The 26392-nt window shown below is 71.2% G+C and carries 27 protein-coding genes; 19 read left to right on the top strand and 8 right to left on the bottom strand.

The annotated features are described in order from the left end of the window. Positions 1–45 precede the first annotated feature (45 nt). The gene (gene hslV, locus AC3IF3_RS17730) at positions 46–609 is read right to left on the bottom strand and encodes an ATP-dependent protease subunit HslV (RefSeq protein ID WP_489231329.1); all 564 of its coding nucleotides are present in this window, start codon (positions 607–609) and stop codon (positions 46–48) included. Positions 610–759: 150 nt separating this feature from the next. Further along, the gene (locus AC3IF3_RS17735) at positions 760–1530 is read right to left on the bottom strand and encodes an SGNH/GDSL hydrolase family protein (RefSeq protein WP_489231330.1); all 771 of its coding nucleotides are present in this window, start codon (positions 1528–1530) and stop codon (positions 760–762) included. 362 nt (positions 1531–1892) lie between these two features. On the opposite strand from AC3IF3_RS17735, the gene AC3IF3_RS17740 reads away from it, so the two are divergent. From AC3IF3_RS17740 to AC3IF3_RS17750, 3 genes are all read left to right on the top strand, one after another. Next, positions 1893–3107, top strand: coding sequence for an MSMEG_0565 family glycosyltransferase (locus AC3IF3_RS17740; protein ID WP_489229709.1), 1215 nt, complete (start codon positions 1893–1895; stop codon positions 3105–3107). After that, complete coding sequence (locus tag AC3IF3_RS17745; protein WP_489229710.1) at positions 3100–3378, top strand: MSMEG_0570 family nitrogen starvation response protein; 279 nt, start codon at positions 3100–3102, stop codon at positions 3376–3378. Before AC3IF3_RS17740 ends, AC3IF3_RS17745 begins: the two co-directional genes overlap by 8 nt. Positions 3379–3457: 79 nt before the next feature. Continuing rightward, entirely contained in the window at positions 3458–3766 is a 309-nt protein-coding gene (locus AC3IF3_RS17750) for a hypothetical protein (RefSeq protein ID WP_243973788.1), read from the top strand. A 139-nt stretch (positions 3767–3905) separates the two neighbouring features. On the opposite strand, the gene selB is transcribed toward AC3IF3_RS17750, so the two are convergent. Further along, on the bottom strand, positions 3906–5843 hold the full coding sequence (gene selB, locus AC3IF3_RS17755; RefSeq protein ID WP_489231331.1) for a selenocysteine-specific translation elongation factor: 1938 nt from the start codon (positions 5841–5843) through the stop codon (positions 3906–3908). Between the two features lie 359 nt (positions 5844–6202). On the opposite strand from selB, the gene AC3IF3_RS17760 reads away from it, so the two are divergent. The 11 genes from AC3IF3_RS17760 (at position 6203) to AC3IF3_RS17810 (ending at position 16220) form a co-directional block, all read left to right on the top strand. Continuing rightward, on the top strand, positions 6203–7720 hold the full coding sequence (locus AC3IF3_RS17760; RefSeq protein ID WP_489229711.1) for a CYTH and CHAD domain-containing protein: 1518 nt from the start codon (positions 6203–6205) through the stop codon (positions 7718–7720). Between the two features lie 396 nt (positions 7721–8116). Beyond that, positions 8117–8578 carry a tellurite resistance TerB family protein gene (locus AC3IF3_RS17765; protein ID WP_489217504.1) on the top strand — a complete coding sequence of 154 codons (462 nt, stop codon included), beginning with the start codon at positions 8117–8119 and terminating at the stop codon, positions 8576–8578. 90 nt (positions 8579–8668) lie between these two features. Then, positions 8669–9961 (top strand): Zn-dependent hydrolase, encoded by a 1293-nt coding sequence (locus AC3IF3_RS17770; RefSeq protein ID WP_489229712.1) that lies wholly within the window; start codon positions 8669–8671, stop codon positions 9959–9961. Between the two features lie 117 nt (positions 9962–10078). Continuing rightward, entirely contained in the window at positions 10079–11362 is a 1284-nt protein-coding gene (locus tag AC3IF3_RS17775; protein WP_489229713.1) for a beta-ketoacyl-ACP synthase, read from the top strand. Further along, the gene (locus AC3IF3_RS17780) at positions 11359–12126 is read left to right on the top strand and encodes an SDR family NAD(P)-dependent oxidoreductase (RefSeq protein WP_489229715.1); all 768 of its coding nucleotides are present in this window, start codon (positions 11359–11361) and stop codon (positions 12124–12126) included. The genes AC3IF3_RS17775 and AC3IF3_RS17780 overlap by 4 nt, the downstream gene beginning before the upstream one ends. A 32-nt stretch (positions 12127–12158) precedes the next feature. Next, positions 12159–12446, top strand: coding sequence for an SH3 domain-containing protein (locus tag AC3IF3_RS17785; RefSeq protein ID WP_243973782.1), 288 nt, complete (start codon positions 12159–12161; stop codon positions 12444–12446). A 100-nt stretch (positions 12447–12546) separates the two neighbouring features. After that, a complete protein-coding gene (locus AC3IF3_RS17790; protein ID WP_489217508.1) occupies positions 12547–12900 on the top strand; it encodes a hypothetical protein in 354 nt (117 codons plus the stop codon). Further along, complete coding sequence (locus AC3IF3_RS17795) at positions 12887–13225, top strand: type II toxin-antitoxin system PemK/MazF family toxin (RefSeq protein WP_489217509.1); 339 nt, start codon at positions 12887–12889, stop codon at positions 13223–13225. Before AC3IF3_RS17790 ends, AC3IF3_RS17795 begins: the two co-directional genes overlap by 14 nt. A gap of 58 nt (positions 13226–13283) precedes the next feature. Continuing rightward, a complete protein-coding gene (locus tag AC3IF3_RS17800; protein ID WP_489231332.1) occupies positions 13284–14306 on the top strand; it encodes a zinc-binding dehydrogenase in 1023 nt (340 codons plus the stop codon). A 122-nt stretch (positions 14307–14428) separates the two neighbouring features. Continuing rightward, the gene (locus AC3IF3_RS17805; RefSeq protein ID WP_489229716.1) at positions 14429–15445 is read left to right on the top strand and encodes a lipid A biosynthesis lauroyl acyltransferase; all 1017 of its coding nucleotides are present in this window, start codon (positions 14429–14431) and stop codon (positions 15443–15445) included. 7 nt (positions 15446–15452) lie between these two features. Further along, positions 15453–16220, top strand: a complete 768-nt coding sequence (locus tag AC3IF3_RS17810; RefSeq protein ID WP_243973778.1) for a DUF1223 domain-containing protein — start codon at positions 15453–15455, stop codon at positions 16218–16220. A 35-nt stretch (positions 16221–16255) separates the two neighbouring features. On the opposite strand, the gene AC3IF3_RS17815 is transcribed toward AC3IF3_RS17810, so the two are convergent. Continuing rightward, positions 16256–16432, bottom strand: a complete 177-nt coding sequence (locus tag AC3IF3_RS17815) for a hypothetical protein (protein WP_489229717.1) — start codon at positions 16430–16432, stop codon at positions 16256–16258. Positions 16433–16701: 269 nt separating this feature from the next. Between AC3IF3_RS17815 and AC3IF3_RS17820 the strand changes: the two genes are divergently transcribed. From AC3IF3_RS17820 to AC3IF3_RS17835, 4 genes are all read left to right on the top strand, one after another. Beyond that, on the top strand, positions 16702–17418 hold the full coding sequence (locus AC3IF3_RS17820) for a DUF1194 domain-containing protein (RefSeq protein ID WP_489229719.1): 717 nt from the start codon (positions 16702–16704) through the stop codon (positions 17416–17418). 136 nt (positions 17419–17554) lie between these two features. Further along, the gene (locus tag AC3IF3_RS17825; protein ID WP_489229720.1) at positions 17555–18625 is read left to right on the top strand and encodes a malate/lactate/ureidoglycolate dehydrogenase; all 1071 of its coding nucleotides are present in this window, start codon (positions 17555–17557) and stop codon (positions 18623–18625) included. A gap of 109 nt (positions 18626–18734) precedes the next feature. Then, on the top strand, positions 18735–20045 hold the full coding sequence (locus tag AC3IF3_RS17830) for an MFS transporter (RefSeq protein WP_489229721.1): 1311 nt from the start codon (positions 18735–18737) through the stop codon (positions 20043–20045). A 35-nt stretch (positions 20046–20080) separates the two neighbouring features. Then, a complete protein-coding gene (locus AC3IF3_RS17835) occupies positions 20081–21604 on the top strand; it encodes a UxaA family hydrolase (protein WP_489231333.1) in 1524 nt (507 codons plus the stop codon). 78 nt (positions 21605–21682) lie between these two features. Here the strand turns inward: AC3IF3_RS17835 and AC3IF3_RS17840 are convergent, their stop codons facing one another. From AC3IF3_RS17840 to epmA, 3 genes are read right to left on the bottom strand one after another with little or no spacing between them, the layout of a single operon-like run. After that, on the bottom strand, positions 21683–22300 hold the full coding sequence (locus AC3IF3_RS17840; RefSeq protein ID WP_489229722.1) for a glutathione S-transferase family protein: 618 nt from the start codon (positions 22298–22300) through the stop codon (positions 21683–21685). Between the two features lie 9 nt (positions 22301–22309). Further along, positions 22310–23353, bottom strand: coding sequence for a lysine-2,3-aminomutase-like protein (locus tag AC3IF3_RS17845; RefSeq protein WP_489229723.1), 1044 nt, complete (start codon positions 23351–23353; stop codon positions 22310–22312). Then, a complete protein-coding gene (gene epmA / locus AC3IF3_RS17850) occupies positions 23350–24405 on the bottom strand; it encodes an EF-P lysine aminoacylase EpmA (RefSeq protein ID WP_489231334.1) in 1056 nt (351 codons plus the stop codon). The genes AC3IF3_RS17845 and epmA overlap by 4 nt, the downstream gene beginning before the upstream one ends. Before the next feature lie 215 nt (positions 24406–24620). Between epmA and efp the strand changes: the two genes are divergently transcribed. Beyond that, positions 24621–25187: an elongation factor P gene (gene efp, locus AC3IF3_RS17855; protein ID WP_243973770.1), complete on the top strand. Its 567-nt coding sequence runs from the start codon at positions 24621–24623 to the stop codon at positions 25185–25187. Positions 25188–25210: 23 nt separating this feature from the next. Here efp and AC3IF3_RS17860 read toward each other — a convergent pair whose 3' ends face one another. Continuing rightward, on the bottom strand, positions 25211–26221 hold the full coding sequence (locus AC3IF3_RS17860; protein ID WP_489229724.1) for a heparan-alpha-glucosaminide N-acetyltransferase: 1011 nt from the start codon (positions 26219–26221) through the stop codon (positions 25211–25213). Between the last annotated feature and the right edge of the window lie 171 nt (positions 26222–26392).

Consider the following 26392-nt stretch of genomic DNA (forward strand, 5'->3'; position numbering starts at 1 on the left):
CTGAGCAAAGGCGCTCGCTATTGGTATCCGCGGTTTATTGTCGGCTCATTCGCCGGAGGTCACGGAGAGCTCAGGCGTCCAGGCGGCATCCAGCGCCTCGATGACCAGATTACCGTTCGTATAAACACAGATCTCGGCGGCGATGGCCATGGCCCGGCGCACGATCGCCTCGGCGTCGAGATCGCCGTCCTCCAGGGCCCTGGCCGCCGCCAGCGCGTAATTGCCGCCCGAGCCGATCGCCATGACGCCGCTTTCGGGCTCCAGCACGTCGCCGGACCCCGACAGGAGCAGGCTCACGTCGCGGTCGGCGACCAGCATCATCGCCTCCAGGCGGCGCAGGTACCGGTCGGTACGCCAGTCCTTCGTGAGTTCGACGCAGGCCCGGGTCAGTTGCCCGGGATATTGCTCCAGCTTGGCTTCGAGCCGCTCGAACAGGGTGAAGGCGTCGGCCGTGGCGCCGGCGAACCCGCCGATGACCGCCCCCTTGGCCAGCCGCCGGAGCTTCCGGGCGTTGCCCTTCACGATGGTCTGGCCGAGGCTGACCTGCCCGTCGCCGCCGAGGACGACGCGACCACCCTTGCGGACCATCAGAATCGTGGTCGCGTGCATCTGAGGCACGGCGCCCCGGTCGTCTTGCCTGTAGGCGTCCTGGCTCAAGGTTCGGCTCCGATCTCGACCGCGTCGAGATGGGGAGTCTTGAGGGCGCCGTCCAGCCGTTGGTTCGGGATCGGCCGGCGACGCTGCGCGGTCCGACGGATCTTATTCGGCGACCGCCTCGGGGGTCTGCACCGATCCGGCATCCGCGAGGATCGAGCGGGCCGCGGCCTCGGCCAGAAGGGCATAACCGCGATCCGCCATGTGCAGGCCGTCGGAGGCGAAGAGCTGCTTGGTCGTGAGTTTCCCCTCGCGCACCCAGCCGTGCATCAGGTCGGCGCGCCGGATCACCGGCACATCGAGTTCGTCGCCGATGCTGCGCACCGCTTCGAGGAACCGCGATGCGCCCGGAGTCGCCTCGAGCTTCGGACACCATTGCGGCTCCATCAGCACGACATCGATGCCGGCATCGCGGATCCGGCGGATCGCCGCCACCGTGGCCTCGTGGAAATGCGCGATCGAGACCCCGCGCAGCGGGTCGTTGCTGCCGGTCTGCCAGATGACGAGCTGGGGTTCGGCCGCGATGACGTCGCGGTCCAGGCGCGCCAGCATGTCGTCGACGTGCTCACCGCCGATGCCGCGATTGACCACCGACACGTTGATCCCGCGCAGCGTCTTGCGCAGGTCGATCTGGAGGCGGGCGGGATACGCGTTGGCCGGGCTCGACGCGCCGATGCCCTCGGTGGACGACGAGCCGAAGGCCACGATCTTCAACGGCGCGCCGATGGCGATCTGGCGGGCGACGTGCGGCAGGTCCGGGCTTTCCTGAAGATCGATGCCGAAGAGATCCAGGGATTCGGGCAGGAGATCCGCATAGGCGAGGACCGCCGTGGGCAGAACGAGGAGACCGCAGAGCACGCCGAGGCGGCGCAGCATTCGGCGGACCGGCCGCGCAGGCGTCAGGGCGGTGGCGAATTTTGACACGGGATCGACGGCTCCAGCGCTCCTGAATGACGGATACAATCTGTCACATGGGTTCGGAAAGTGCCGTTTTTCGGACCGCTTGAAAGTCAGATGAATTCGTAACACAAAATTAAGTGCCCGAGGCTGGCGGGCGCGGATTCAGACTTCGTCAACGGGTCTGCCCGCCCGCGGCACCGCTCAGGGCAACACGGCACGGACGATGCGTCCGGGCTCGTGCGGATCTCCGGGAGGGCGGCGGAGACCGTGGTTCGTCGCATCGGGCGCCACGTCCGGACGGGCCGCGAGCCGCGTCGCGCCGTCCCTGGGTCGACCGCTTGCGCATCGCGATCCTCACCTCCTCCACCGAGCCCAGCGGCACCGGGGTCCATGCCCTGGCGCTCGGCGAAGCCTTGTGCGGGCTCGGTCACGAGGCCGTCGTCCACGCCCCGGATCCGACCGGGCGCGGCTTCTTCCGCGACGCGCGCTGCCCGGTGATCTCCGTGGCGGCCAAGCCGACCCACGGATCCGCCGCGGCGGTGGTCGGGGCGCGGATCGCGGATTACCTCGCCCATTTCTCGATGCCGGCCGCCTGCGATTTCGACGTGTTCCACGCCCAATGCAGCATCGGCGGCAATGCCCTGGCGACGCTCACGCGGCGGCGACTGGTCTCCGGGTTCGCGCGCACGGTCCACCGCATCGACGCCTTTGCGGACTCGCAGCTGGCCCGATGGCAGGATCGGGCGATCGTAGATGCCGGCCGCCTGCTCTGCGTCAGCCGAACCTGGGCGGCGACGCTCGCGGCCGAGTACGGCGCACAGGCTGAGGTCGTCGGCAGCGGCGTCGACGCGGCGTTCTACGAGCCAGAACCGGGGCCCGGCGACGAGGCTCTGCGTCGACGACTTGGGCTCGGTGCCGGCCCGGTCTTCCTGAGCGTCGGCGGATTTGCGGCGCGCAAGAACACCCGCGCGGTCATCGCGGCCTTCGCGGCGCTCCACAGACGCAGTCCGACGGCGCAGCTCGTGGTGGCGGGACAGGCGTCGATCCTCGAACCGCCCGGATACGAGGCCCTGTGCCATGCCGCGCTGGAGGATGCGGGTCTGTCGGTCGGTCCGGGCTGCCCGGTCGTTCAGATCGGACCGATCGCCCAGGCCGACATGCCGGCCCTCTACCGGCTGTGTTCAACGCTGGTCTCCCCGTCCCTGACGGAGGGCTACGGCCTGTGCGTGCTGGAGGCCATGGCCTGCGGCACCCCGGTGATCGTCTCCGCGCGCCCGCCCTTCACCGAGTACCTCGCCCCCGGCGAAGCCCTTTCGGTGAATCCGGAGGATATCGAAGCCCTGGCGGCGGCGATGCGGGCGAGCCTGGAGCCCGAGCGGCGGGCGCGGTTGCGCGCGGCCGGTGGCGATGTCGCCCGGGCCCATGCCTGGGCGGCCTGCGCGGCGCGGCACCTGCCGACCTACGGGGCGCTCCTTCCAGGTGCCGGGCCGGCGGTGCCGGCCGCCACCGGCTCGGCGGCCTGGAACACGACGCGGATGCCCACCGATGCCTGAGATGCGCTTCCACATCCGCTGGCCGGACGGATCCCGTGAGGCCTGCTATTCCCCCTCCCTGGTCATCAAGGATCATCTCGCGGTCGGTCAGGACTATCCCGTCGACGAGTTCGTCAACCTGAGCCGGCTGGCCCTCGGGATCGCCAGCGAGCGGGTTCGCATCCGCTACGGCTTCCCCTGCGGGCGGGCTCAGGCGCAGCTGGCCCGGATCGAGGCGGCCGCTTGCCGCCAGGGGGCTGGGACCGTCCACGTGGAATCCTTCGAGGAGTGACGGCCTGCGCCGGGACGATTCGCCCCGGGACGGAAACGGGCGCGCCCCGGGTTGTCGCCATGTCCGGGTGGGGAAGCTGATGAACGCGTTTGTGATCCGGATTGCGACGGTCCTCGTCCTCGCCGCCATGCCGGCGGTCGCGCAGACGCGGCCGTCGAGCACCGCGATGACCTGCCAGCAGGCCGTGCGGCTGATCCAGGCGCGGGGTGCCCTGGTCCTGGGCACCGGCGGCATGACCTATGACCGATTCGTGCGCGACCGCTCCTTCTGCGAGGTGACCGAGATCGCCAAGCGCGCCTTCCGCCCGACCCGGGACAACCCGAACTGCCTGATCGGCTACACCTGCTACGAGCCCGGGGCCGGGGACTGGCCGGGCGAGGATTTCTGAGCCGCTTTCTTCAAGTTGGTCCGCGGTTTCGCGTCCGGACGCTGTGCGGGCTCATGGCCCCGACCAAGCCGCGGCAGTCTCAGAAACGGGTCCGAGAGGAACCTCGGCAGACCCTCGCGCCGCCCGGGCGGGCGACGCCCTACACCGCCGGACCGCCGGGGGCCGGTTCGAGGGCGACGATCACCCGCCGATCCCCCGCCCGGCGGGTGAAGCCCGTCGCATCGAGGTGCTCCAGGAGCGGGATCGAGAATTTGCGGGAGATCCCCAGCGCCGCGCCTGCCTCCCGGGCCAGGAAGCCGGTCTCCGGCGTCGCCGCCTGCGGGAAGGCGTCGACGAGGCGCGTGCGGGCACTCGCCACCGCCTCCCGGTGGAACAGGACCGCGCGGCGCTGGACCCGGTCGACGGCCCGGATCACCGTCCCGGCCCCGACCAGATAGGTCAGCGCCTCGCGCCGGCGCACGTCGCGACCCACGGCCTCGGTCTCGTCAGGCGGGTTGAGGCCGGCGCGCCGGAAGATCTGCTCCAGCTTCCGGGCTGCTTCGCTCTCGTTGCGGGCAGGGTCGAAATCGGCGCGCCGCCACAGGGTACCGGCCTGGACCACCGTACCCGCCGCCGCGAGGGTACGCAGGGCCGTGCCGGTGAGCGCGTCCGGGAGTGCCAGGGATCGGGACAGGCGTTCGAGCGCGATCCCGTGCTCCATCGGATTGTCCCGGTGATGCTGCGCGAGCGTCGCCAGGATCCCGGTGCGCAGCGCCTCGAAGGCCCCGGCGCCGACGAACCGGTCACCGATCTCCAGGGCCCCCGCCTCGCTCAGCATCGCGCGGACCCGGGCCGGGGCCGCTCCGGCGAGCCGGGCAAGATCCACCAGCGGGGCACCGGCCGCGCCGGCCTGTCCGAGGCGCACCGCGATCGCCTTCGCGGGCTGCCCCGCGGCCAGGGCGGCGAGGTCGGCCAGGACGCGCGGGTCGTGGCGGCGGCGGCGGCGGCTCCCCGGATCGAGGACGCGCCCGCCGGCGACCGTCGCGGCCGGCGAATCGAGCCGGAGCACGAACGGCTCTCGCGCCGGCACAGTGACCGGCTCGGCCAGGTGCAGCTGCGCCTGCGCGCTCGCCCCCGGCTCCAGGGCGTCCCGGTCGAGCAGGCGCAGCCGGGCCTCGACCTCGGTCGTCCCGAATAGGAGCCGGCAGGCGGTGCCGCTGCCGAGGGCGTCGGTGGCGCTGGCGGCGGCCGTGATCGCGACATCGAGCCACGCGCTCGGGGCGAGCACGCCCGGCAGCGCCAGGGCCTGTCCCCGGGCGATCTCGTCGAGGCCGACACCCCGCAGGGCGACGGCGGTGCGCCGCCCGGGCTCGGCCCGGTCCACCGGGCGTCCGTGGATCTGGAGACCGCGCACCACCGCGCTTCGACCGCCGGGAACGATCTCGACCGTGTCGCCGACCGCCAGCGCCCCGCGCCTGAGGGTCCCGGTCACCACGGTGCCGAAGCCCGCCCGGGAGAAGACCCGGTCCACCGGCAGGTAGGGGAAGCCGTCGTCGCTCCCGGGTTCCGCCTCCGCCAGCAGCGCGGCGAGGGACGCCGTGAGGTCGGCGATCCCGGCGCCCGTGACCGTCGATGTCGGGATGACCGGGCCCGCCTCGAGCCCGGCGCGGGCCGCCGCGGCGGCGATCTCGGCTGTCCGCGCCGCGAGGGTCTCGGGCGTGGCGAGATCGGATTTGGTCAGGGCAAGGACGCCGCGGCGTACGCCGATCAGCCGGGCGATCTCCAGGTGCTCGACGGTCTGCGGCTTGATGCCTTCCTGGGCATCCACCGCCAGCAGAACGGCGCGCATGCCGGTTGCTCCCGAGACCATGGCGCGCACGAATCGCTCGTGGCCCGGCAGGTCGATGAGGTCGATCTCCCCCCGCGCCGAAGGCAGCAGGGCGAAGCCCGGGACGATGGAGACGCCGCGGGCCCGCTCCTCCTTCAGCCTGTCCGTCTCGATCCCGGTAAGAGCGCGCACCAGCGCGGTCTTACCGTGATCCACATGGCCAACCACGCCTACGAGAAGTGTCTTCAACGCAGTCACCGACCCGACCATCGCTACGGCGCCGCCGTCCACGCGGAGCGCACACATCTCGTCGTAGGGAATCCCGCCGCGCCGGCTCTTCGTCGAGCCATGGGCCGCCGGACGGTCGGGGCCGGGGCATGCGCGGCAGATGGATTGTGGACAATTTGTCTTGCCACGCGTTTACGAATTGTGAAAGGGCGATTTTAACGCAGTGCAGCATCTCGAGCCGCAACGATCCCTGATGCATCGCCGTTGCGCCCGCGCGCGGCGTCGGTTTTTGCTAGACTGGCGGCGGTTGATGGTGCGCGGGGCCGCGACCGGATCGACAGTTCGGTGCAACCTCATGGGCGTACACCCGCTCGGGTTGGCTGGGTCATGAAGAGGAGAGCATGAGCGAGAGCGAAAGCGGCAGCGCGGTGGAGCCGCGCGAGATCGAGCTGAAGCTCGACTGTGCCGGACCCGACCTGACGGCACTCGCCGCCCATCCGCGGCTCCAGGGCGCCGCAGCCGTCGAGCCCGAACATCTGGTCACCGCTTACTTCGATACGGCGAAGCGCGATCTCCGGGCGGCCGACCTGACCCTCCGCGTCCGCGCGAAGGGCGGCCGCCACATCCAGACCGTGAAGGCCGGGTCCGGCGCTGTCGGATTGTTCGACCGGGCCGAGTGGGAGACCGAGATCGCCGGTGAGGCCCCCGATCCGGCTGCCTGTGCCGGCACGGCGGCCGAGCCGGTCCTGCGCGCGGCCGAAGCGCCGCTGGAGCGGCTGTTCTCGACCGTCGTCATGCGCCGGGAAATCCCGGTGACACAGAACGGCTCGCGGATCCTGGTCACCCTCGACGAGGGCCGGGTCGAGAGCCCGGTCGGCGACGCACCGCTTTGCGAGCTCGAATTGGAGTTGCAGGATGGCGACCCGGCCGACCTGTTCCAGCTCGCGCAGGCCCTGGCCGAAACGGTACCACTGCGCCTGGGCGTCTACGCCAAGAGCGCCGTGGGCTTCGCGCTGATCGACGGGACAGGCCGCGGCGTGGTCAAGGCCGGGCCGACCGAGCTGCCGAAGGGTGCGACCGCCGGCGCGGTGTTCCGCCGGGTGGCGCGCGCCTGCCTCCGCCACATGCGCCTCAACGAGGACGCGTTCCTCGAAGCCGGACGGCCGCCCGAGGCCCTGCACCAGATGCGCGTGTCCCTGCGCCGTCTCCGCTCGGCGCTGTCGCTGTTCGCCCCGATGCTGGACGGCGACCCCCGGGCAGGCGGCTTCAACGACGAGATCAAGCGTGTCACCGAGCCCTTCGGCCACGCCCGGAACCTCGACGTGTTCCTGGGTCACACCCTGCCGGAGCTGGCCAAGGCACGCCCGGACGAGACCGGGCTCGACGATCTCCGCGCCCGGGCCGAGGCGGAGCGGGAGCGCGCTTACGACGTGGTTCTGGCGACCCTGCAGAGCCCGCAATGGCGCGGCCTGATCATCGATCTCGCCGGATGGATCGAGGCGGGTGCCTGGGCCGCGCAGCCGTCCGCCGCCGAGGACGGGCGCGATTTCGCCGCCCGGGTGCTCGACAGCGCGCGTCTCAGGCTCAAGAAGCGCGGCCGCGGCCTCAAGCGCCTCGACCCGCATACCCGGCACCGTGCGCGGATCGCCGCCAAGAAGCTCCGCTACGGGGCGGAGTTCTTCGCGGGCCTCTATCAGCGGGAGAAGGATCTGCGCCGACAGGCGAAGTTCGGCGACGCGCTGTCGGATCTCCAGGATCATCTCGGCGCGCTCAACGACCTGGAGACGGCGCGGACGATGACCGAAAGCCTGTCGGGGCCGGCGATGCCTAGTTCCGACGATCCGGGGACGCGGGACCTGCTCAAGGCCGCCGCCGAGGCGCGGGCCGATCTCCTCGACGTGAAGCCGTTCTGGCGGTGAACCTCGGCCGCGCCGTATTGCGGCGGCCGGTGGAACGCGCGGATCGGGCAGCCGGCGGCGGGAGGGGCCACCGCCGGCACGAAGGTCGGGCCTGGGGGGCACCCGAACATCGTCCCGGCGGCGTCGCGACGGAGGCGGATTGCGCTGGGGGGACTTGGTCCGCCTTCCGTCGACCGCGCATCAGCGCAGCTGAAACAAGATTTGCATGGCGATGTTGCCCAAGCGTGTCTGGCCGCCAGTAAATCCGCAGAAGTTGTAACATCCCCGTGAACGGGCGGCGGGCCGGCCCGTCCCCCGCGTCGCGTTGACCGGCCGGGCCATGCCGGCTTCCTTCCGCGCCGTCCTCTGCTATCCCTGCCGCGTCTCCGCTCCCGACCGGCCCCCGGCAAAGTCTTCATGAACGTCCTGCGCGATCTGCTCGGCCAAGTGAGCCGCACCGTCACCGCCTATGTCGGCGACAAGGCGCTGATGCTCGCCGCGGTCTCGGCCGCGGCCAACGTCATCGTGGCCGACGGGGAGGTGGCTGGCCAGGAGTTCGACGCCGCCCTGCACGGGCTGATCGCCGATCCCGTCCTGATGAAGGGCTACGACGCGCTGATGCTCGAGACCGAACTCTACGAGGGGATCGCCCGGGCGCGGACCCGCCTCGGGCGGACGGAGAATCTGCGCCACGTGACGGCGGTCGCGGAGCGGCCCGCGAGCCAGCGCGAGAACGTCTTCCTGATCGCCGCCGATGTCGCCGATCAGGACGGAATCAGCAACATCGAGGCGAGCGCCCTCGGCGCGATCGCCGCCGCCCTGCAGGTCGACGGGGTCGAACTCCTCCGGGCCAATCCGGTGCGGCGCCGCCCGGCCTGACGGCGCCGGTTGGCACCGGCGTTGCTCCGGCGGCGCGCGCTGCCCGATGAGGGACGTGTGGCACGGCGCTCCGCCGTCAGAGGAACCGGCATGGCCGAGACGAACCCGAGCAAGACCCACAATCTGCGCGCGAACAGCGCGCGCCTTTGGGCGACGATCCTGGAGACCGCCACGTTCGGCGGTACACCCGCCGGGGGCATCAACCGCCTCACGCTCTCGGCCGAGGATGGACACGTCCGCGACTGGTTCCGGGATGCCTGCGCGGCGGCCGGGCTCGAAGTCTCCGTGGACGCGCTCGGGACGCAATACGCCCTCCGGCCGGGCCGCGACATGAGCCGGCCGCCGGTCGCCTTCGGCTCGCATCTCGATACCCAGCCCACCGGCGGCAAGTTCGACGGCGTGCTCGGCGTGCTGGCCGGTCTCGAGGTCATGCGCAGCCTCAACGACGCCGGCATCGAGACCGAGGCGCCGCTGATGGTGGTCAACTGGACCAACGAGGAGGGCTCCCGGTTCGCCCCCGCCATGATGGCCTCGGCCGCCTATGCCGGCGACTTCACCGCGGACGAGATCCTGGCCAAGCGCGACGCCGCCGGGACCACGGTGGCGGAGGCGCTGGACGCCATCGGCTATCGTGGGGTCGAGGCGGTCGGCACGCGGGAGATCGGCGCCTTCGTGGAGCTGCACATCGAGCAGGGCCCGATCCTGGAAGCCGAGGGCAAGACCATCGGGGTGGTCGAGGGCGGCCAGGGCATCATGTGGTTCGACGGGGTGATCACCGGCTTCGAGAGCCATGCCGGCACCACGCCGATGCCGCGCCGCCGGGACGCGCTGCTGGCCCTGTCGGAGTTCGCGCTGGCCGCCGAGCGGATCGCCCTGGCGCACGCCCCCTCGGCGGTGGCCACGATCGGCGAGGCCAAGATCCTGGCGCCCTCCCGCAACGTCGTGCCCGGGCGGGTCGCCTTCACGGTGGACGTGCGCGACCCGCGCTCGGAGGCCCTCGACGCCATGGAGGCCGCCCTGGGCGAAGCGGCCGAGGCCATCGCCGGCCGCCGGCACCTCGAGATCGCCCTGACGCGGATCTGGCGCAAGGAACCGGTCCCGTTCGACCCCGCCATCGTGGCGGCGATCGACGCGGCCGCCGAGAGCCTCGGCCACGCCCGCCGCCGGATCATCTCGGGCGCCGGTCACGATGCCTGCAACCTCGCCGCCAGGGTGCCGGCCGCGATGATCTTCGTGCCGTGCAAGGACGGGATCAGCCACAACGAATCGGAATCCGCCACCCAGGCCGACTGCGCGGCCGGCGCCGATGTCCTGCTCCAGACCGTGCTTCGTCTGGCCAACGCACCCCGCCCGGATGGACGCGGCCCCTCCGCTGCCGAATGACGGAGGCTCGGCCTGCCGATGCGAGCCAGGAGCCGTGGCGCCCCGACGCGGGATCGCGGCGGCGGTTCGGAAGGCGCGGTGGTGTACCGGCGCGGAAAATCCCGTAAGGACCGCACCATGAGCGCGCGATCCCACCGCGACGCCCGGGGCCGGCCCCTCGTCGCGGTCACCGGCATCGGCGTCGTTTCCTCCCTCGGCCAGGGTCAGGCCGAGACCTGGGCCGCCATGGTGGCGGGCCGGTCCGGCATCCACGCCATCGCGCGGTTCCCAACCAACGGCCTGCGCACGTGCATCGCCGGCACCGTGGATTTCCTCGATACGGAGCCGCTGGTGGCGCCCCTCCTGTCCGAGCGCTTCGCCGCGGCGGCCGCCGAGGAGGCGGTGGCGCAGGCCGGGATCGGCAAAGCCGGCGACTTCCCGGGGGCGCTGTTCATCGCGGTGCCGCCGGTTGAGATGGAATGGCCGCAGCGGCAGGCCCTGGCGGAGGCCGTGGGCGGCAACGGTCCGGTCGATTATGCCGGCCTTCTCCGGGCCGCGGCGACTCGCCGATTCGATGCCTGGCACGACCTGTTCATCTTCGGCACCGTCGCCGACCGGATCGCCGACCGCTTCGGCACGAAGGGCTCACCGATCTCGCTCTCCACCGCCTGCTCGTCCGGCGCCACCGCCATCCAGCTCGGCGTCGAGGCGATCCGGCGCGGGGAGACCGCGGCGGCGCTCTGCATCGGCACCGATGGCTCGGTGAACCCGGAATCGCTGATCCGGTTCTCGCTGCTCTCGGCGCTCTCCACCCGCAACGACGATCCGGAGGCAGCCTCGAAACCGTTTTCCAAGGACCGGGACGGCTTCGTCATGGGGGAGGGCGCCGCAGCCCTGGTCCTGGAGGACGCCGACGCTGCGAGAGCCCGGGGCGCCACGATTCTCGGCTACGTCCTCGGCTGCGGCGAGAAGGGCGACGGCTTCCATCGCACCCGCTCCAGCCCTGACGGGGCACCGGTCATCGCGGCGATCCGGGCGAGCCTTGAGGATGCCGGGCTCGAACCCGACGGGATCGACACGGTCAACGCCCATGGAACCTCGACGCCGGAGAACGACAAGATGGAGGCGTTCGGGCTCGCGGCCGTCTTCGGGGCCCGGGCGTCCGCCCTGCCGGTGACCTCGAACAAATCGATGATCGGCCACACGCTCACGGCCGCCGGCGCCATCGAGGCGGCGGTGTCGCTGCTGACCATCCGCCACGGCCGCATCCCGCCGACCATCAACCATCGCGTCCCCGATCCGACCATCGCCCTCGACATCGTCGAGACGGCCCGCGATCTGCCGGTGCGAACGGTGCTTTCGAACGCCTTCGGATTCGGCGGCCAGAACACCTGTCTGGTCCTCGGCGCGGAGCCGGCGTGAGCGGCACGGACCACCACCGCCGCGTCCTCGTCACCGGCGGCGCGTCCGGGATCGGTGCGGCGACCGTCCGGACCCTGGCCGGCGCGGGCTTCGCGGTCGATTTCACCTATCGGTCCTCGGCAGACGCGGCCCAGGCGCTGCTCGCCGCGTTGCACGCCGATTATCCGGACCGCGCCTTCGCGGCCCACCGCCTCGACCTCGCCGACCGGGCCGCCCTCGACGGGTTCTGCGCGGCCGCGGAGGAAACGGCCTATTACGGCCTCGTCCACAATGCCGGCCAATCCAGCGACGCGCTGGCCGCCATGCTCAATCAGGCCCAGGCCGAGGCGGCCATGCAGGTCAACTTCTTCTCGCTGACCCGCCTGTCCAAGGCGCTGGTGCGGGCGATGACCCGGGGCCGGTCCGGGCGCATCGTGGCGATCGGCTCCGTCGCCGCCCTGCGGGCGAATGCCGGCAATGCCGCCTACGCCGCCACCAAGGGGGCACTCATCGCCTATTGCCGCACCCTGGCGATCGAAACGGCCCGGCGCGGCGTCACCGTCAACGTCGTCGCGCCCGGCTTCGTCGACACCGCCATGCTGGCGCGCTACGCCGCCCACCGCGACGGCATGGAGCGGCAGATTCCCGCCGGACGGTTCGCCAAGCCCGAGGATGTCGCGGCGCTCGTGGCCTTCCTGATGGGCGAGGGGGCGTCCTACATCACCGGGGCGGTGCTGCCGGTGGATGGCGGCCTGACCGCGATGATGGGCATCCACCGGACGTGACCGGTGACCCACCGAACCGGACGATCCCACCGATGCGCGTCAGCCTCGCCCTCGCCGCCGCCCTGAGCCTCTCGGCGACGCTCGCTTCCGGTCCCGCGTGGGCCGAACCCGAGCCCTACCGCATCTCGGGCCTGCCGCCGGGCGAAGCCCTGAGCATCCGGGCGGAGCCTGATCCCGCCGCCGAGCAGGTCGGTGAGATCCGTGTCCGCGCCCTGGTCTTCGGCTGCACCAACGATACGCCGAGCCGGACCACATGGTGTCGGGTCAAGGCCGGCCGAACCCTAGGTTGGGCGCGGCGGCGCTACCTGGCGCCGGAATAGGCGCCCTCCCGAACACCGGCTCCAAGCTCCGGGGTAAGGTCGCGGAGTCCGTGTTGATCTGCGGCTGGGCGGCGCGTAGCTCTCGGCGGGAGGTGCTTCGATGGCGACGATGATCCTGCGCGACGTGGTGCTCCGGGCGCGGCACGTGGAGGGCGATCCGGATCTGGCGCTGACGATCCGCGCGCTACGGCCGGACCAGCGCCTTGTCCTGCGGATCGACGGCAGGCCCATGCGCTTTCGGAAGGTCCTCGACGGCGACACCGGCCACGCCACCGACGGCGTCGGGCCCGAGCCGGCCGATGCGGAGACCTGGCATGACTTGCAGTCCCGTCGCGGTTCGATGATCACGGTCGAGGCCGAGCGGCCGATGCCCGATCCCTATCTTCTGTCGCTCGGCGCGACGCTGACGGAGTGGAACAGTCCGGACGATGCCGCAGCCTATGACGGCCTATGAGCGGTTCGATGTTTTGACGGCTCTATTTCCGTTCATCGACGTCCCGGTCCGCGAACCGCGACCGGTCATGGTCCTCTCGAACACCGGCTTCAACGATACGAACGGACATGTCGTGACCGCGATGATCACAACGGGCGCCGGCAGCCACTGGCCGAGCGATCACGCGATCGTCGATCTCGCCGCGGCCGGCCTCCGGCACCCCTCGGTGGTCCGCTGTAAAGTGTTCACGCTGCCGAATGGTCAGATCGGTCGCCGGATCGGACATCTGGGCCTGGCGGATCGCACACGACTGGCGGCCCATTTCGCAGCGATCCTACACGCTTGATGCGGCACTGGGCCCTGGCCGATGACGGTACGGCGTCGACTACAAAAAGACGATGATCATGCAAGCCCTCCAGCTCTTCGGCGACCGCGACCTGCGCCTGACCGAGATCGCGGCGCCGCCCGCCCCCGGTCCGGGCGAGGTGCGGATCCGCATCCGTGCCGTGGGGCTCAACTTCATCGATGTCTGGGGTTTTCGCGGGATGGCCTTCGCCAAGCGTAAGCTGCCCCTCGTCGTCGGCGCGGAAGCGTCGGGCGTCATCGAATCGGTGGGGGAGGGCGTCACGGACCTCGCGGCCGGCGATCCGGTCGTGCCCTACGGGGCGATGACCTGCGGTCAGTGCCGGGCCTGCCGCGAGGGCCGGGACAACCTCTGCGAGGATGTCTCCGGCGTGATGGGCTTCCACCGCGACGGGTTCGCCCGGGAGTTGGTGACCCTGCCGGCGCGCCTCGTCGTGCGGGTGCCGGAGGGCGTCAGCGACACCGATGCCGCCTGCGCGGGTATCGCCTTCGGGACCGTCCAGCACATGCTGTTCGACAACGCCAGGCTGGAACCCGGCGAGAGCGTGCTGGTGCATGCCGGCGGCTCGGGGATCGGCACCGGGGCGATCCGCATGGCCAAGGCCATCGGCTGCACCGTCTACACGACGGTCGGCGATGACGAGAAGGGCCGCAAAGCCGCGGAGCTCGGCGCCGACCACGTCATCAACTACAGAACCGAGCGCTTCGAGGGCGAGGTCCGGCGACTGACCAAGCGCAAGGGCGTCGACGTGGTGTTCGAGCATGTCGGCGCCGACACGTGGAACGGCTCACTGCTGTGCCTCAAGCGCGGCGGGCGTCTGGTGACCTGCGGGTCGACCTCGGGCGTCTCGGCAACGATGAACCTGATGCAGCTCTTCCAGCAGCAATATCGGATCACCGGCTCGTTCGGCTGCGCGCTGGCGAATATCCGCCAGTCCCTCGATAAGATGGAAGCCGGCATCCGGCCGGTCGTGGATACCATCTATCCCCTCGCGGATTTCGCGCAGGGTCTGGAGCGCCTCGAATCGCGCCGCGTCTTCGGCAAGATCCTCGTCAGCCTGTAGGGCGGCACGCGCGGGCGCGGAGCCTGCGCGTCGGAGCGTGTTTCGCGCTGCGGCAAACCTGGCGTAAACGGTGCCGCACGGGTGTCTTGGGGGGCGGCCCGGATCGAGCCCGGGAAACGAAAGTGCTGCGTCTCGCCCTTCTGCTGAAACGGTCGTACCCGCGCCTCCTGGGCTACGCCACGATACCCCTGATCCGCGCCCTGGTCTGGCTCGCCCGCAGCCTCGGGCCGGCGCGCTCGACCGCGTTGGGCGCCGGGCTGCTGCGCCGGATCGGGCCCCTCTTGCCGGCCCACCGGACCGCCCTGCAGAACCTGCGGGCGGCCTTTCCCGAGATGCCGGAGGCTGAGCGGCGAACAATCGCCCTGGAGGCCTGGGACAATCTCGGGCGGACGGGCGCCGAATACGCCCATCTCGACAGCCTGTTCGATTACGATCCGGCGGCCACGGGCCCATCGCGGACCGAGGTCTCGGGCATCGAGCATTTCTTCGCCCTGCGCGACGACGGCGCGCCGGGCCTGATCTTCTCCGCTCACCTGGCCAACTGGGAATTGCCGGCGATCTGCGCCGCCCGGTTCGGCCTCGATGCCACCGCCGTATTCCGGCCGCCCAACAATCCGGCCGCCGCACGCCTCGTGCAGGAGGTCCGCCGCCGCTCCATGGGCGGCCTGGCCGCATCGAAGCCGGGCGCCGTCTTCGCCATGCGCGACGTGGTGGAGAATGGCGGCCATCTCGGTCAGCTGATCGATCAGCACTTCACCCGCGGCGTCGTGGTGGAGTTCCTCGGGCGGCCCTGCCTCGCCAACCCGCTGCTCGCCAAGCTCGTCCGTCACTACGAGTGCCCCGTCCACGGCGTCCGGGTCGTGCGGTTGCCGGAGGGCCGCTTCCGCTTGGAACTGACGCCGCCGCTCATTCTGCCGCGGGCCGCGGACGGGACCATCGACGTGCCCGGCACCATGCAGGCGATGACCGCCGTGGTCGAGGGATGGGTGCGCGAGAATCCCGGTCAGTGGCTCTGGATGCACCGCCGGTGGCGACCCGACATGCTGCCCGAGCCGCGGATGGCATCGGCGGCGTCCCGCCCGCCGGTCGATGCTTCTCAAGCCAACGTGATTTCCCAGAACGCGGACCAGACGCTCTGATGTCCCCATGAATCCCCGGCACCGCGCCCCGATCCGCGACCGTCGCGCGCTCCGCGCGGCCGTGCTGCTCGGCACCGCCGTGGCTGCCTCCGCGGCGCGGGCCGAGCCGGTTCGCGCGGTCGTGGAACTGTTCACCAGCCAGGGCTGCGGGGCCTGCCGCACGGCCGATCCGGTGCTGCGCGACCTCGCCCGCCAGCCCGGGGTGATCGCCCTGACCCTTCCGGTGACCTATTGGGATTACCTCGGCTGGAAGGACACCCTGGCCTCGCGGCCCCTCACCGAGCGTCAGCGGGCCTATGCGCGGACGCGCGGCGCCCGGCAGGTCTTCACCCCGCAGGCGGTGATCGATGGCAGCGGCGTGGTGGTGGGCTCCGACAGAGCCGGTCTCGACCGGCTGATGCGCGATGCGTCTCAGCGCGGCGGCCTGCCGGTGCCGGTGCGCGGCGAGATCCGCGGCGACCGGATCCAGGTGGAGATCGGGGCGGCGCCGGACCTCGCGGCCGATCTGCGCGGCGAGGTCTGGCTGGTCCCCGTCCTGCGCAGCCGGGTGATCGCGATCCAGGCCGGCGAGAATGGCGGCCGGACCGCGACCTACGTCAACGTGGTGCGGGGGCTGCAGCATCTCGGCCACTGGACCGGCCAGGCGGTCAGCTTCGATGTGCCCGACACGCAGGCCGCGATCGCCGAAGCCGACAGCTGGGTCGTGCTGCTGCAGGGTGGTGCCGACAATCGGCCCGGCCGCATCTTCGGGGCCGCCAAGGGGCCGGGGCTGTAGCACGTCGTCCCGAAACGGGAGCCCCGGCCATCGACCTATTTCAGGCTGATCGGATCGATCAGTCGCCGGCCCTGCTGCCTGTGCCGTTCCTTGGATTGGCGGGCGAGTTCCCCCAGTCCGGCCTCGAGGCGATCGGATTGGCGGCCGACGAAGCCGATCATGGCGTCGATCGTTCGGCTTAACAGGGCCACGGCCCCGATGAGGGCCGCCACGATCAAGCTCTCGAGACCGCGTCCGATCCGGTGGACGATGCGCATAGGATGTTTTCCGGTTTTCGCAGCGCACAACGCGCCTTCGTGAGGCCCAGTTAGCGGCGTCGGGCAGGCACGGGATGGGACCAAAAGCGGCACGGTGCCGAGGGCCCGGCGCGGAACCATTTCGAGCCGGGCTGGCGACGGATCGAACTGGCGGGGCGGCAGGTCCGTTGCCTGGGATGCGGCCGTCCGCCCCCGCGCGCGGCGCCTCCCCTCGAGTGTCGGCCATGCGGCGACGCCAGCTCCTGTCCGGAATGCTCGCGACACTGTCCCTCCCCGGCGGCCGCGCCGCCGCGGCCGACCTGGACGTGGACGTGCTGCTGGCGCTCGCGGTGGACGTCTCCCTGAGCATCAGCGAGGCGCGCTTCGACCTGGAACGGCGCGGCTATGGCGAGGCCTTCGCCGATCCCCGGATCCTGCGGGCCATCGCCGACGGGCCGGCCGGGCGCATCGGCGTCGCCCTGTTCGACTGGGCCGGGCCCGGGGAGCAGCGCGTCGCGGTCGACTGGATGGTGATCGCCTCCGCGCAGGATGCGGGCCTCTTCGCGGCGCGGCTCGCCGCAGCGGAGCGCCCCTTCTACGGCCGGACCGCGATCGGATCGGCCATCGGTTTCGCCGCCGACCTGCTGGCGCGGGCACCGTTCCGGACCGACAGGAAGGTGATCGACGTCTCGGGTGACGGCACCGGCAATGCCGGCCGCTCGATCACGGAGGCCCGGGACGCCGCCGTAACGGCCGGGATCACGGTGAACGGCATCGTGATCCTCACCGATCCGGACGGAATGCCCGGTTTCCTGAGGGAGCACACCAACCCGGCCGGCGGCCTCGCGGCTTATTACCGGAACCTCGTGATCGGCGGCGAGGGGGCGTTCGTGATGACCGCCGAGGGCTTCGAGGCGTTCGGGCGCGCGATCATCGCCAAGCTGATCCGCGAGATCTCGTGACGGGCCCCCCGCCGACGATGTTTCGATCGGACGACAGGTCCGCTCGGACGTCACCGCCGGTGCTCGCGCGGCACGTCCTTGAGCGCTAGCTTCATCCCGCACGCGCCCGGCGAGGTGCGGCCAGGGAGGTAACGGCATGCGGATCTCGGCCGATAGGCTGTCCGCCTATGTGCGGGACATCTTCGTCCGCGAGGGTTGCGCGGAGGCGGAGGCAGAGCGGATCGGCCGTTTCCTGGTCGCCGCCAACCTCACCGGCCACGACAGCCACGGCGTCGTCCGGGTCACCCGCTACGTGGAGTGGCTGCGCGCGGGCGAGGTCGAGGCGGGCCGGGTCCCTGAGATCGTCAGCGATGCCCCGTGCTTCGCCCTGATCGACGCGCATTACGGGTTCGGGCAGACCGCCGGGCCCTTCGCCACCGATCTTGGGATCGCCAAGGCGCAGGCGAACGGCGTGGGGATCGTCGCGCTCCGGCATGCCGGGCATCTCGGCCGGATCGGCGAATGGGCGGAGCGCGCCGCCGCGTCGGGGCTGGTCTCGGTCCATTTCGTCAACGTGTCGGGGAGCCTGCTGGTGGCGCCCTTCGGCTCCGTCGAGCGGCGGTTCTCCACGGCCCCCTTCGCGGCCGGCTTCCCGGTGCCGGATTCCGAGCCGGTCATCCTCGATTTCGCCACCTCGGCCGTAGCCGAGGGCAAGGTGCTGGTCGCGTCCCGGGGCGGCAAGCCGCTGCCGGCGGGCGCGCTGATCGAACCGGACGGTCGCCTCAGCGCCGATCCCGTGACGCTGTTCGGCCCCCTCGACGGGGACGCCCGCGACAACCAGCGCGGCACGGGGGCGATCCGCGCCTTCGGCGAGCACAAGGGCTCGGGCCTCGCCCTGATGTGCGAGCTGCTCGCCGGGGCGCTCACCGGTTCCGGCACGGCGGGGCCGGGCCGGCGGCGGATCTGCAACGGCATGCTGTCGATCTACGTGAGGCCCGAAGCCTTCGGGACCGAGGACGCCCTCGCCACCGAGGCGCGAACCTATCTCGACTTCTTCAAGAGCGCCCGGCCGATGCCGGGCGCCGAGGTGCTACTGCCCGGCGAGCCGGAGCGCCGCATGCGCGCCCAGCGCCTCGCCGAGGGGGTCCCGTTGCCGGAGCCGGTCTGGGAGACGCTCCTGGCCGCGGGCCGGCCGCACGGGCTCGACGGGGATGCCTACCGTGACTGAGCCGGGTCCGCGGAAGCGGACCTGATCGGACGAGACCGCGGCGACCCCCGGCCAAAACGGGGGCGCCGCTCCAGACGGGGACGCCATCCCCGCGTTCGGGAGGAGCACGATGCCCCGCTTACGCTGGCTCATGATCGGCCTGTGCATGGCCGCCAACGCGATCAACTACATCGACCGCGCCAACCTCGCGGTCGCAGCCCCCTCCATGGCCAAGGAGCTCGGGCTGAACACCACCGACCTGGGCCTGATCCTGTCGGGCTTCTTCTGGACCTACGCGATCATGCAGTTGCCCTTCGGCTACGTCGCCGACCGGGTCGGGGCGCGGCTGTCGCTGGTGGCGGCGGTGGTCTGGTGGTCGGCCTGCACGGCGCTGACCGCCGCCGGCCGGGGCTTCCTGTCGCTGCTCGGCCTGCGCATGCTGCTCGGCGTCGGCGAGGCCGGGGCCTACCCGTCCTTTGCCAAGGTCGCGGCCTCGTGGTTCCCGCGGAGCGAGCGCAGCTTTGCCAGCAGCATCTTCGACAGCGGCTCGCGGGTCGGATCGGCGCTGGCGATCCCCCTGGTCTCCTTGGTGATCGCGACGCTGGGCTGGCGCGAATCGTTCATCGTCACCGGGCTGCTCGGCTTCGTCTGGGCCGTGTTCTGGATGTGGCTCTACCGCGAGCCCGAGAACCACCCCGCCGTCGCGCCGGAGGACCTCGCCCGACTCCGCGCCGCGCAGGAGCGGCCGAAGGCCGTCGATGCCGCCGAGGCGCAGAATCAGGTGCCGTGGCTGTCCCTGTTCCGGTACCGCACCGTCTGGGGGATGATGGCCGGATTCTTCTGCCTGAACTTCGTGATCTACTTCTTCATCACGTGGTTCCCGACCTACCTGATCAAGGCCCGGGGCTTCTCGCTGGCGGAACTCGGCACCCTGGGTACCCTGCCGGCCCTCGCCTCGATCCCCGCGGGCTGGCTCGGCGGCTTCGCTTCGGACGCTCTCTATCGCCGGGGCTGGAGCCTCACCGCCGCCCGCAAGACCTGCCTGGTCGGCGGCATGCTGATGTCCTCGGTGATCACGCTGTCGATCATCGCGCCCAACGTCTACGTCGCCCTGCTGTGCTTCGCCGTGGCCTATGGCAGCCTCGCCTTCACGGCCGCGTCGATCTGGGCGCTGCCCGGCGACGTGGCGCCGACGCCGGCCCACGTGGCCTCGATCGGCGGGATCCAGAACTTCGCCTCGAACGTCGCCGGCATCGTGACGACGACCTTCACCGGAATCATGCTCACCGTCACGCAGGGCTCGTTCGCCATCCCGCTGATGGTGGCCGGCGGCTTCTGCCTGCTCGGCGCCTTCATCTACCTGTTCGTGGTCGGCGAGATCGCACCGCTGCCGGTCCGGGACGCCCGCGTCCCGGCGCTCCGCCCCGAGCCGGCCCGATGAGCGACGCGACCGTGACGCATCCCGAGGAGAGCCCCATGTCCGCCTTTCCCGTCATCGCCCTGCGCCCCGACGACGGCGTCGTCGTCGCCCGGGCCGCGATCGAGCCCGGCACGCCGGTCGCGGACGGCGTGACCGCGGCCGAGCGGATCCCGGCGGGCCACAAGGTGGCGGTGCGCCCGCATCGCAGCGGCGCGCCGGTGCTCAAGTACGGCCAGATCATCGGCTTCGCGAAGGCCGACATCGCCGCCGGACAGCATGTCCACGTCCACAATCTCGGCATGGGCGCATTCGCCCGCGACTACGCGTTCGGGGTCGATGTCCGGCCGACGCAGAGCATCACGCCGCAAGCGACCTTCCAGGGCATCCGTCGCCCCGACGGGCGCGTGGCGACCCGCAATTACGTCGGCATCCTGACCTCGGTGAATTGCAGCGCCCACGTGGCGAATCTCATCGCCGACGCGTTCCGGCGGCACCCGATCCTCGGCCTCGACCCGCTCGCCGCCTATCCGAACGTCGACGGCGTCGTGGCGCTGACCCACAAGACCGGCTGCGGCATGGCGATGGGCGAGCCGCTGCGGCTCCTGCGCCGGACGCTCGCCGGCTATGCCCGGCACGTCAACTTCTCGCACATCGTGATGATCGGGCTCGGCTGCGAGGTGAACCAGATCGGTGCCTTCCTGGAGGAGCAGGGGCTCGGCGACCGGATCCGCAGCATGAACATCCAGGCGTTGGGCGGCACCCGCAGGACCGTCGAGGCCGGAATCGACTTCGTGAAGGGCATCCTGCCCGAGGCCGACGTGGTCCGCCGCGAACCGGTGCCGGCGGGCGAGCTGATCGTCGCCCTGCAATGCGGCGGTTCGGACGGCTATTCGGGGGTCTCGGCCAATCCCGCGCTCGGGATCGCCAGCGACCTCGTGGTCCGGAACGGCGGCACGGTGATCCTCTCGGAGACCACCGAGACCTATGGGGCGGAGCACCTGTTCACCCGCCGTGCCGTGAGCGCCGAGATCGGCCAGAAGCTCGTCGACCTGATGCGCTGGTGGGAGGACTATACCCGCAGAGAGGGATCGGAGATCGACGCCAACCCATCGCCCGGCAACAAGGCCGGGGGCCTCACGACGATCCTGGAGAAATCCCTGGGCGCCATGGCCAAGGCCGGGAGCACCAACCTCGTGGACGTCCTGCGCTACGCCGACCCCGTGACCGCCAAGGGCTTCGTGTTCATGGACACACCCGGCTACGACCCGGTCTCGGCGACCGGGCAGGTGGCGGGCGGCGCGAATCTCGTCTGCTTCACAACCGGCCGCGGCAGCGTGTTCGGCTGCAAGCCGGCCCCCTCGATCAAGATCGCCACGAACTCGGCCATGTATCGCCGGCTCGAGGAGGACATGGACGTGAATTGCGGCACGATCCTCGACGGGGCGGAGAGCGTCGAGCAGGCCGGGCGCCGGATCTTCGAACAGATCCTGCGCGTCGCGGGGGGCGAGCGGACCAAGAGCGAGCAGTTCGATTTCGGGTCCTCGGAATTCGCGCCCTGGCAGATCGGCGCCACGGTGTGATCCTGTTCAGGGGCCGCACAGGCGCCTGTCCGAGCACCAGCGCCACCTGTCAGGGCCGAGACCTGGGCCGCCAAGCCCTCAGGCGATGGGCTCGCCGAGTGCCCGGGCCGCCGCCGGCCGCGCGGCGACGCGCGCGTACCATCGCCGCAGCGCCGGGCGCTCGACGCGGTCGGTGGGGAGGTTCAGCCAGCGATGCGCCGCGCAGCCGAGGGCGATATCGGCGATGCCGAACCGGTCCCCGACCACGTAGTCGCGTACCGCGAGATGCGCGTCGAGGATCGCCGCCATGGCCTCGGTCTTGGCGACCGAAGCCGCGATGACGCTGCGGTCGGGCGCCGACGACCGATAGAGTTGCCAGAAGGCGTCGCGCATGGCGGGCGTGAAGCTGGTGGCCTGCCAATCGAGCCACTGCTCGACATGGGCGCGGGCGCGGGGATCATCCGGCAGCGCGAGGGCCGGGCTGATCGCCGCGAGATAGCGGAGGATCGCGTTCGACTCCCAGAGGACGAAGCCGTCCTCCTCCAGCGTCGGGACCAGGCCGTTCGGATTCAGGGCGCGGTACGCGGGATCGGCGACGATTCCGTAGGCGCCGCCGGCCGCGATCCGCTCGTAGGCCAGTCCGGCCTCGTCGAGCCCCCAGACCGCCTTCTGGACGTTCACCGAGGTGAGCCGTCCCCAGAGCCTGCGTTGCGTCACGCGTCTTCCTCATGCCTCGGGCGGATAGGGATGCTCGCGCCCGTCCGGATCGGTCACCCGCTGCCCGTCGGCGGTGTCGCGCAGATAGCTGGGCCCGACCGGCACCTTGCCGTAGCCGCCGGGAATGTCGAGCACGTAGGTGGGCTGTGCGAGCCCCGAGAGCCGCCCGCGCAGGGTCCGCATCAGGGTCTGTCCCTCCGCGAGACCGGTGCGGAGGTGGGCTGTGCCCGGGGCGAGATCGCCGTGGTGCAGGTAGTAGGGCTTGATCCGGTTCTCGACGAAGGTCCGCATCAGGGCCTCCAGCGTCGCCGCATCGTCGTTGACGCCGCGCAGGAGCACGGACTGGCTCACCATCGGGATGCCGGCATCGATCAGACGGGCGCAGGCGGCACGGGCGCCCGGCGTGAACTCACGCGGGTGGTTGGCGTGCAGGGCGACGAAGACCGCGCCTCCGAACGTCCGCAGGGCGCGCACGAGCGGATCCGTCACGCTGTCGGGCCGGACCACGGGGACGCGGGTGTGGATCCGCAGCACGCGCACGTGGTCAATGGCCGACAGCCGCCCCGCGATGATTCCGAGGCGTCTTGCCGAGAGCGCGAACGGGTCGCCGCCGGTGAGCACCACCTCCCAGATCCGCGGATCGCCGGCGATGTAGGCCATGGCGGCCTCCAGCTCGTCCTCGCTCAGCGTCCCGAGGCCATTCGGCCCGACCATTTCCCGGCGGAAGCAGAAGCGGCAATAGACGGGGCAGACGTGCAGCGGCTTGAGCAGCACGCGGTCGGGGTAGCGGTGGACGATCCCGGTCACCGGCGCGTGGGCGGCGTCGCCGATCGGGTCGGCACGCTCCTCCGGCGCGATCCGGACTTCCTCCGCGGTGGGCACGAATTGGCGGGCGATGGGATCGTCCGGGTCGGTCGGATCGATCAGCTCGGCCATGTCGGGTGTCAGCGACACGGCGTAGCGGGCCAGCACCGTGCGCAGCACCTCGGCCTCGACGCCGGAGATCAGGCCGGCGGCGGCCAAGTCGTCGGCGCTGCGCAGGGTATCGGTCACGCCAGGGTCTCCGCCACGGGGGTCCAGATGACATCCTCGATGCGGCCGGCGCCGCAGGCGAGCATCGCCAGCCGGTCGAAGCCCAGGGCGATCCCTGACGCGTCCGGCATCGTCGCGAGGGCAGCGAGGAACTCCTCGTCGATCGGATAGCGTTCGCCGTAGACGCGGACCTTCTCCGCCATCTCGATCTCGAAGCGGCGGCGCTGTTCCTCCGGGTCGGTCAGTTCGCCGAACGCGTTGGCGAGTTCGACCCCGCAGACATAGAGTTCGAAACGCTCGGCCACCCGGCGATCGTGCGGCGCCGGTCTGGCAAGCGCCGCCTCGCTCACCGGATACTCGCACAGGATCGTCGGCCGTCCGATGCCGAGATGCGGCTCGATGCGCGCCACGAGGACCCGGGAGAACAGGTCGGCCCAGGTATCGTCCGACGCGACCCGCAGGTCCGCACCGGCGACCATACGGGCGAGGGCGTCCCGATCGGTCTCGCCGGTGCGCGTGACGGTGGCGAGCAGGTCGATCCCCGCGAACCGGTCGAAGGCCTCGGCCAGGGTCAGCCGCTCGGGCTCCGCGTAGGGATCGGCCTCCCGGCCGCGAAAGACGAAGCGGCGCAGTTCCGCGGTGGCGGCAGACTGCCGAATCAATGCGATGCAATCCGCCATCAGCGCCGTATAGGGCGCGCCGGCCCGATACCATTCCAGCATCGTGAATTCCGGATGGTGCAGCGGCCCGCGCTCGCGGTTGCGGAACACGCGGGCGACGCTGAACAGCCGCGTCTCGCCGGCGGCCAGCAGCTTCTTGCAGGCGAATTCCGGCGAGGTGTGGAGATAGAGCGGCGTGCGCGCACCGCTCGCGCCGACGGCCTCGGTGGCGAAGGCCGAGAGATGCGCCTCGTTGCCCGGCGAGACCTGGAGGCAGGCCGCCTCCACCTCGACGAAGTCGCCCGCAGCGAACCACGCCCGGATCGCCGCCAGGAGCCTGTTGCGCAGGATCAGCGCCGGACGGCGGTCGGCATGGCGGTCCGGAGTCCACCATCGGGGCGGCGAGGCGGTCAGGGCCGGGCGAGGGTCGGCTGGGTTCGGCACAGGCTCATCCTCGGCCCCGTCCGGCCGCAGGGCCGACGCGTTCGCGACGGACCCGGTGTCGGCTCGCGTCGACGGTTCGGCGCCCGCTGGCAACCGGGACGCAGATGCGATAGTGGCGAGGGTCCGAAACGCAGAGCCCGCGCTTGGCGCGTGCCGCTCCCCATGTCAATGCAGGACGCCATTCCGTGAAGGTGATTGCCTCAACGCTCCGCAAGGGCAACGTCGTCGACAAAGACGGCAAGCTCTACGTGATCCTGTTCGCCGAGAACATCCATCCCGGCAAGGGCACGCCGGTGACCCAGCTCGACATGCGCCGCATCACGGACGGCGTGAAGGTGTCCGAGCGGTACCGGACCACGGAGCAGGTCGAGCGCGCCTTCGTGGAGGATCGCGAGCACACCTTCCTGTACAGCGACGCCGAGGGGTTCCACTTCATGAACCCCGAGAGCTACGAGCAGGTCGCGGTGCCGGCGGACGTGGTCGGTGACGCCGCCCCGTATCTCCAGGAGGGCATGGCGGTCATGCTGTCCGTCCATAACGACGTGCCGCTGACGATCGAGCTGCCGCAGCGCGTGACCCTGGAGGTCACCGAGACCGAGCCGGTGCTGAAGGGGCAGACTGCCTCCTCATCCTACAAGCCCGCCACCCTGTCGAACGGCGTGCGCACCACCGTGCCGCCGCATATCGCGGCCGGGACGCGCGTCGTCGTCATGACCGCCGACGGGGCTTACGTGGAACGCGCCAAGGATTGAGCCGGCGTCTGTCGCAGCGCGCGTCAGTGCGGCGCGTGCGCGGCATTCTCGATGGTGCTGTAGCACCCCTGCGACAGCGCCTGAGCCCGCAGCCGCTCCGGCACGCTGAACGGCCTGCCGTCCTCCCGGAAGAGATCCTCCTTGAGGAGCGCGTCCGACGTGCAACGGGCGGCGATCCGGCAGAGCGGCGGCTCGCCGCCGGTGCGGGTGCAGATCGTCACGTAATCGGCGCGGAACGAGCGGAGACCGGCACGCGGGTTCGAACCGGTGACCGCCACCACGCCGGTGAGCAGGGCGAGCAGAACCGGCTGGTGGATCAGGTAGACCGCGAGACTGTGGCGGCCCGTGAAGGTCGCGCCGCGACCGAGGGCCGAGCGCGGTGACCAGGCGCCGAGGCGCGAGCCCGCGAGCCTGGGCAGGCCGACCCGGCCGAGGACGATCCCGGCGAGCACCAAGCCGAACCAGGGGAACAGCGGGACGTAATCGTTGGTCCGCGGCGTCACCGATCCGAGGCCCAGGAAGAACAGCGCGGGCGCATCCAGCACCGCCGCATGCACGAGAAGCGGTGCGGCGAGCACCAGGGCTGCCGCTAGGGCGGTGATCGGTACGGGCAGGAACAGGAAGGGCAGCGCCAGCACGCTCGACAACGCGATGCAGTGCAGGATGCCGAAGAACACGTAGGCGTCGGGGAACGCGATCCAGGTCCCGAGGGTCACCAGGGCGGCCGCACCGCCGATGCGCGCGAGCCGCATCAGGGTCGGCCGGAGGCGGAGGCCCCGGCCGTTCATCAGGACGAGCCCGACCCCGACCAGGATCAGGAAGCTGCCGGCGATGGTTTCGGCGGCGCGGTGGCCGGCTGGCGTCAGGGCGTAGTTCTCGGCGGTCAGCCGGAGATATCCGAGGTCCCAGAGCCCGTGGTAGCTCGCCATGGCGACGAGGGCCGTGGCGCGCGCCGCATCGATGATCGGCAATCGCCGCCGCGCCCCGGGGGTCGGGGCGGCCGGGGGCAGATCGATGGCGGGGTCGACGGACATGATGTCGAACCCAAACCACGCGGCTACGGTGGGTGCCAAGGCCCCGCCGCGCCGACCCGGAACGGCGTGCCGCGATCGACGGACCCTCTCAAAAACGTGACCGGTGCCGGGGTTCGATCTTCCGGCCGACTTCGGGGACCGCCAAACGGAAGATTCGCCTTACGACGCTGT

Source organism: Methylobacterium sp. J-118 (assembly GCF_057836565.1).

What these genes read in the sequence shown, in the direction of transcription:
- hslV (WP_489231329.1), bottom strand. Translation starts at nt 609, where the DNA reads ATGCACGCGACCACGATTCTGATGGTCCGCAAGGGTGGTCGCGTCGTC.
- AC3IF3_RS17735 (WP_489231330.1), bottom strand. Translation starts at nt 1,530, where the DNA reads ATGCTGCGCCGCCTCGGCGTGCTCTGCGGTCTCCTCGTTCTGCCCACG.
- AC3IF3_RS17745 (WP_489229710.1), top strand. Translation starts at nt 3,100, where the DNA reads ATGCCTGAGATGCGCTTCCACATCCGCTGGCCGGACGGATCCCGTGAG.
- AC3IF3_RS17750 (WP_243973788.1), top strand. Translation starts at nt 3,458, where the DNA reads ATGAACGCGTTTGTGATCCGGATTGCGACGGTCCTCGTCCTCGCCGCC.
- selB (WP_489231331.1), bottom strand. Translation starts at nt 5,843, where the DNA reads ATGGTCGGGTCGGTGACTGCGTTGAAGACACTTCTCGTAGGCGTGGTT.
- AC3IF3_RS17760 (WP_489229711.1), top strand. Translation starts at nt 6,203, where the DNA reads ATGAGCGAGAGCGAAAGCGGCAGCGCGGTGGAGCCGCGCGAGATCGAG.
- AC3IF3_RS17765 (WP_489217504.1), top strand. Translation starts at nt 8,117, where the DNA reads ATGAACGTCCTGCGCGATCTGCTCGGCCAAGTGAGCCGCACCGTCACC.
- AC3IF3_RS17770 (WP_489229712.1), top strand. Translation starts at nt 8,669, where the DNA reads ATGGCCGAGACGAACCCGAGCAAGACCCACAATCTGCGCGCGAACAGC.
- AC3IF3_RS17775 (WP_489229713.1), top strand. Translation starts at nt 10,079, where the DNA reads ATGAGCGCGCGATCCCACCGCGACGCCCGGGGCCGGCCCCTCGTCGCG.
- AC3IF3_RS17785 (WP_243973782.1), top strand. Translation starts at nt 12,159, where the DNA reads ATGCGCGTCAGCCTCGCCCTCGCCGCCGCCCTGAGCCTCTCGGCGACG.
- AC3IF3_RS17790 (WP_489217508.1), top strand. Translation starts at nt 12,547, where the DNA reads ATGGCGACGATGATCCTGCGCGACGTGGTGCTCCGGGCGCGGCACGTG.
- AC3IF3_RS17795 (WP_489217509.1), top strand. Translation starts at nt 12,887, where the DNA reads ATGACGGCCTATGAGCGGTTCGATGTTTTGACGGCTCTATTTCCGTTC.
- AC3IF3_RS17800 (WP_489231332.1), top strand. Translation starts at nt 13,284, where the DNA reads ATGCAAGCCCTCCAGCTCTTCGGCGACCGCGACCTGCGCCTGACCGAG.
- AC3IF3_RS17810 (WP_243973778.1), top strand. Translation starts at nt 15,453, where the DNA reads ATGAATCCCCGGCACCGCGCCCCGATCCGCGACCGTCGCGCGCTCCGC.
- AC3IF3_RS17820 (WP_489229719.1), top strand. Translation starts at nt 16,702, where the DNA reads ATGCGGCGACGCCAGCTCCTGTCCGGAATGCTCGCGACACTGTCCCTC.
- AC3IF3_RS17825 (WP_489229720.1), top strand. Translation starts at nt 17,555, where the DNA reads ATGCGGATCTCGGCCGATAGGCTGTCCGCCTATGTGCGGGACATCTTC.
- AC3IF3_RS17830 (WP_489229721.1), top strand. Translation starts at nt 18,735, where the DNA reads ATGCCCCGCTTACGCTGGCTCATGATCGGCCTGTGCATGGCCGCCAAC.
- AC3IF3_RS17835 (WP_489231333.1), top strand. Translation starts at nt 20,081, where the DNA reads ATGTCCGCCTTTCCCGTCATCGCCCTGCGCCCCGACGACGGCGTCGTC.
- AC3IF3_RS17860 (WP_489229724.1), bottom strand. Translation starts at nt 26,221, where the DNA reads ATGTCCGTCGACCCCGCCATCGATCTGCCCCCGGCCGCCCCGACCCCC.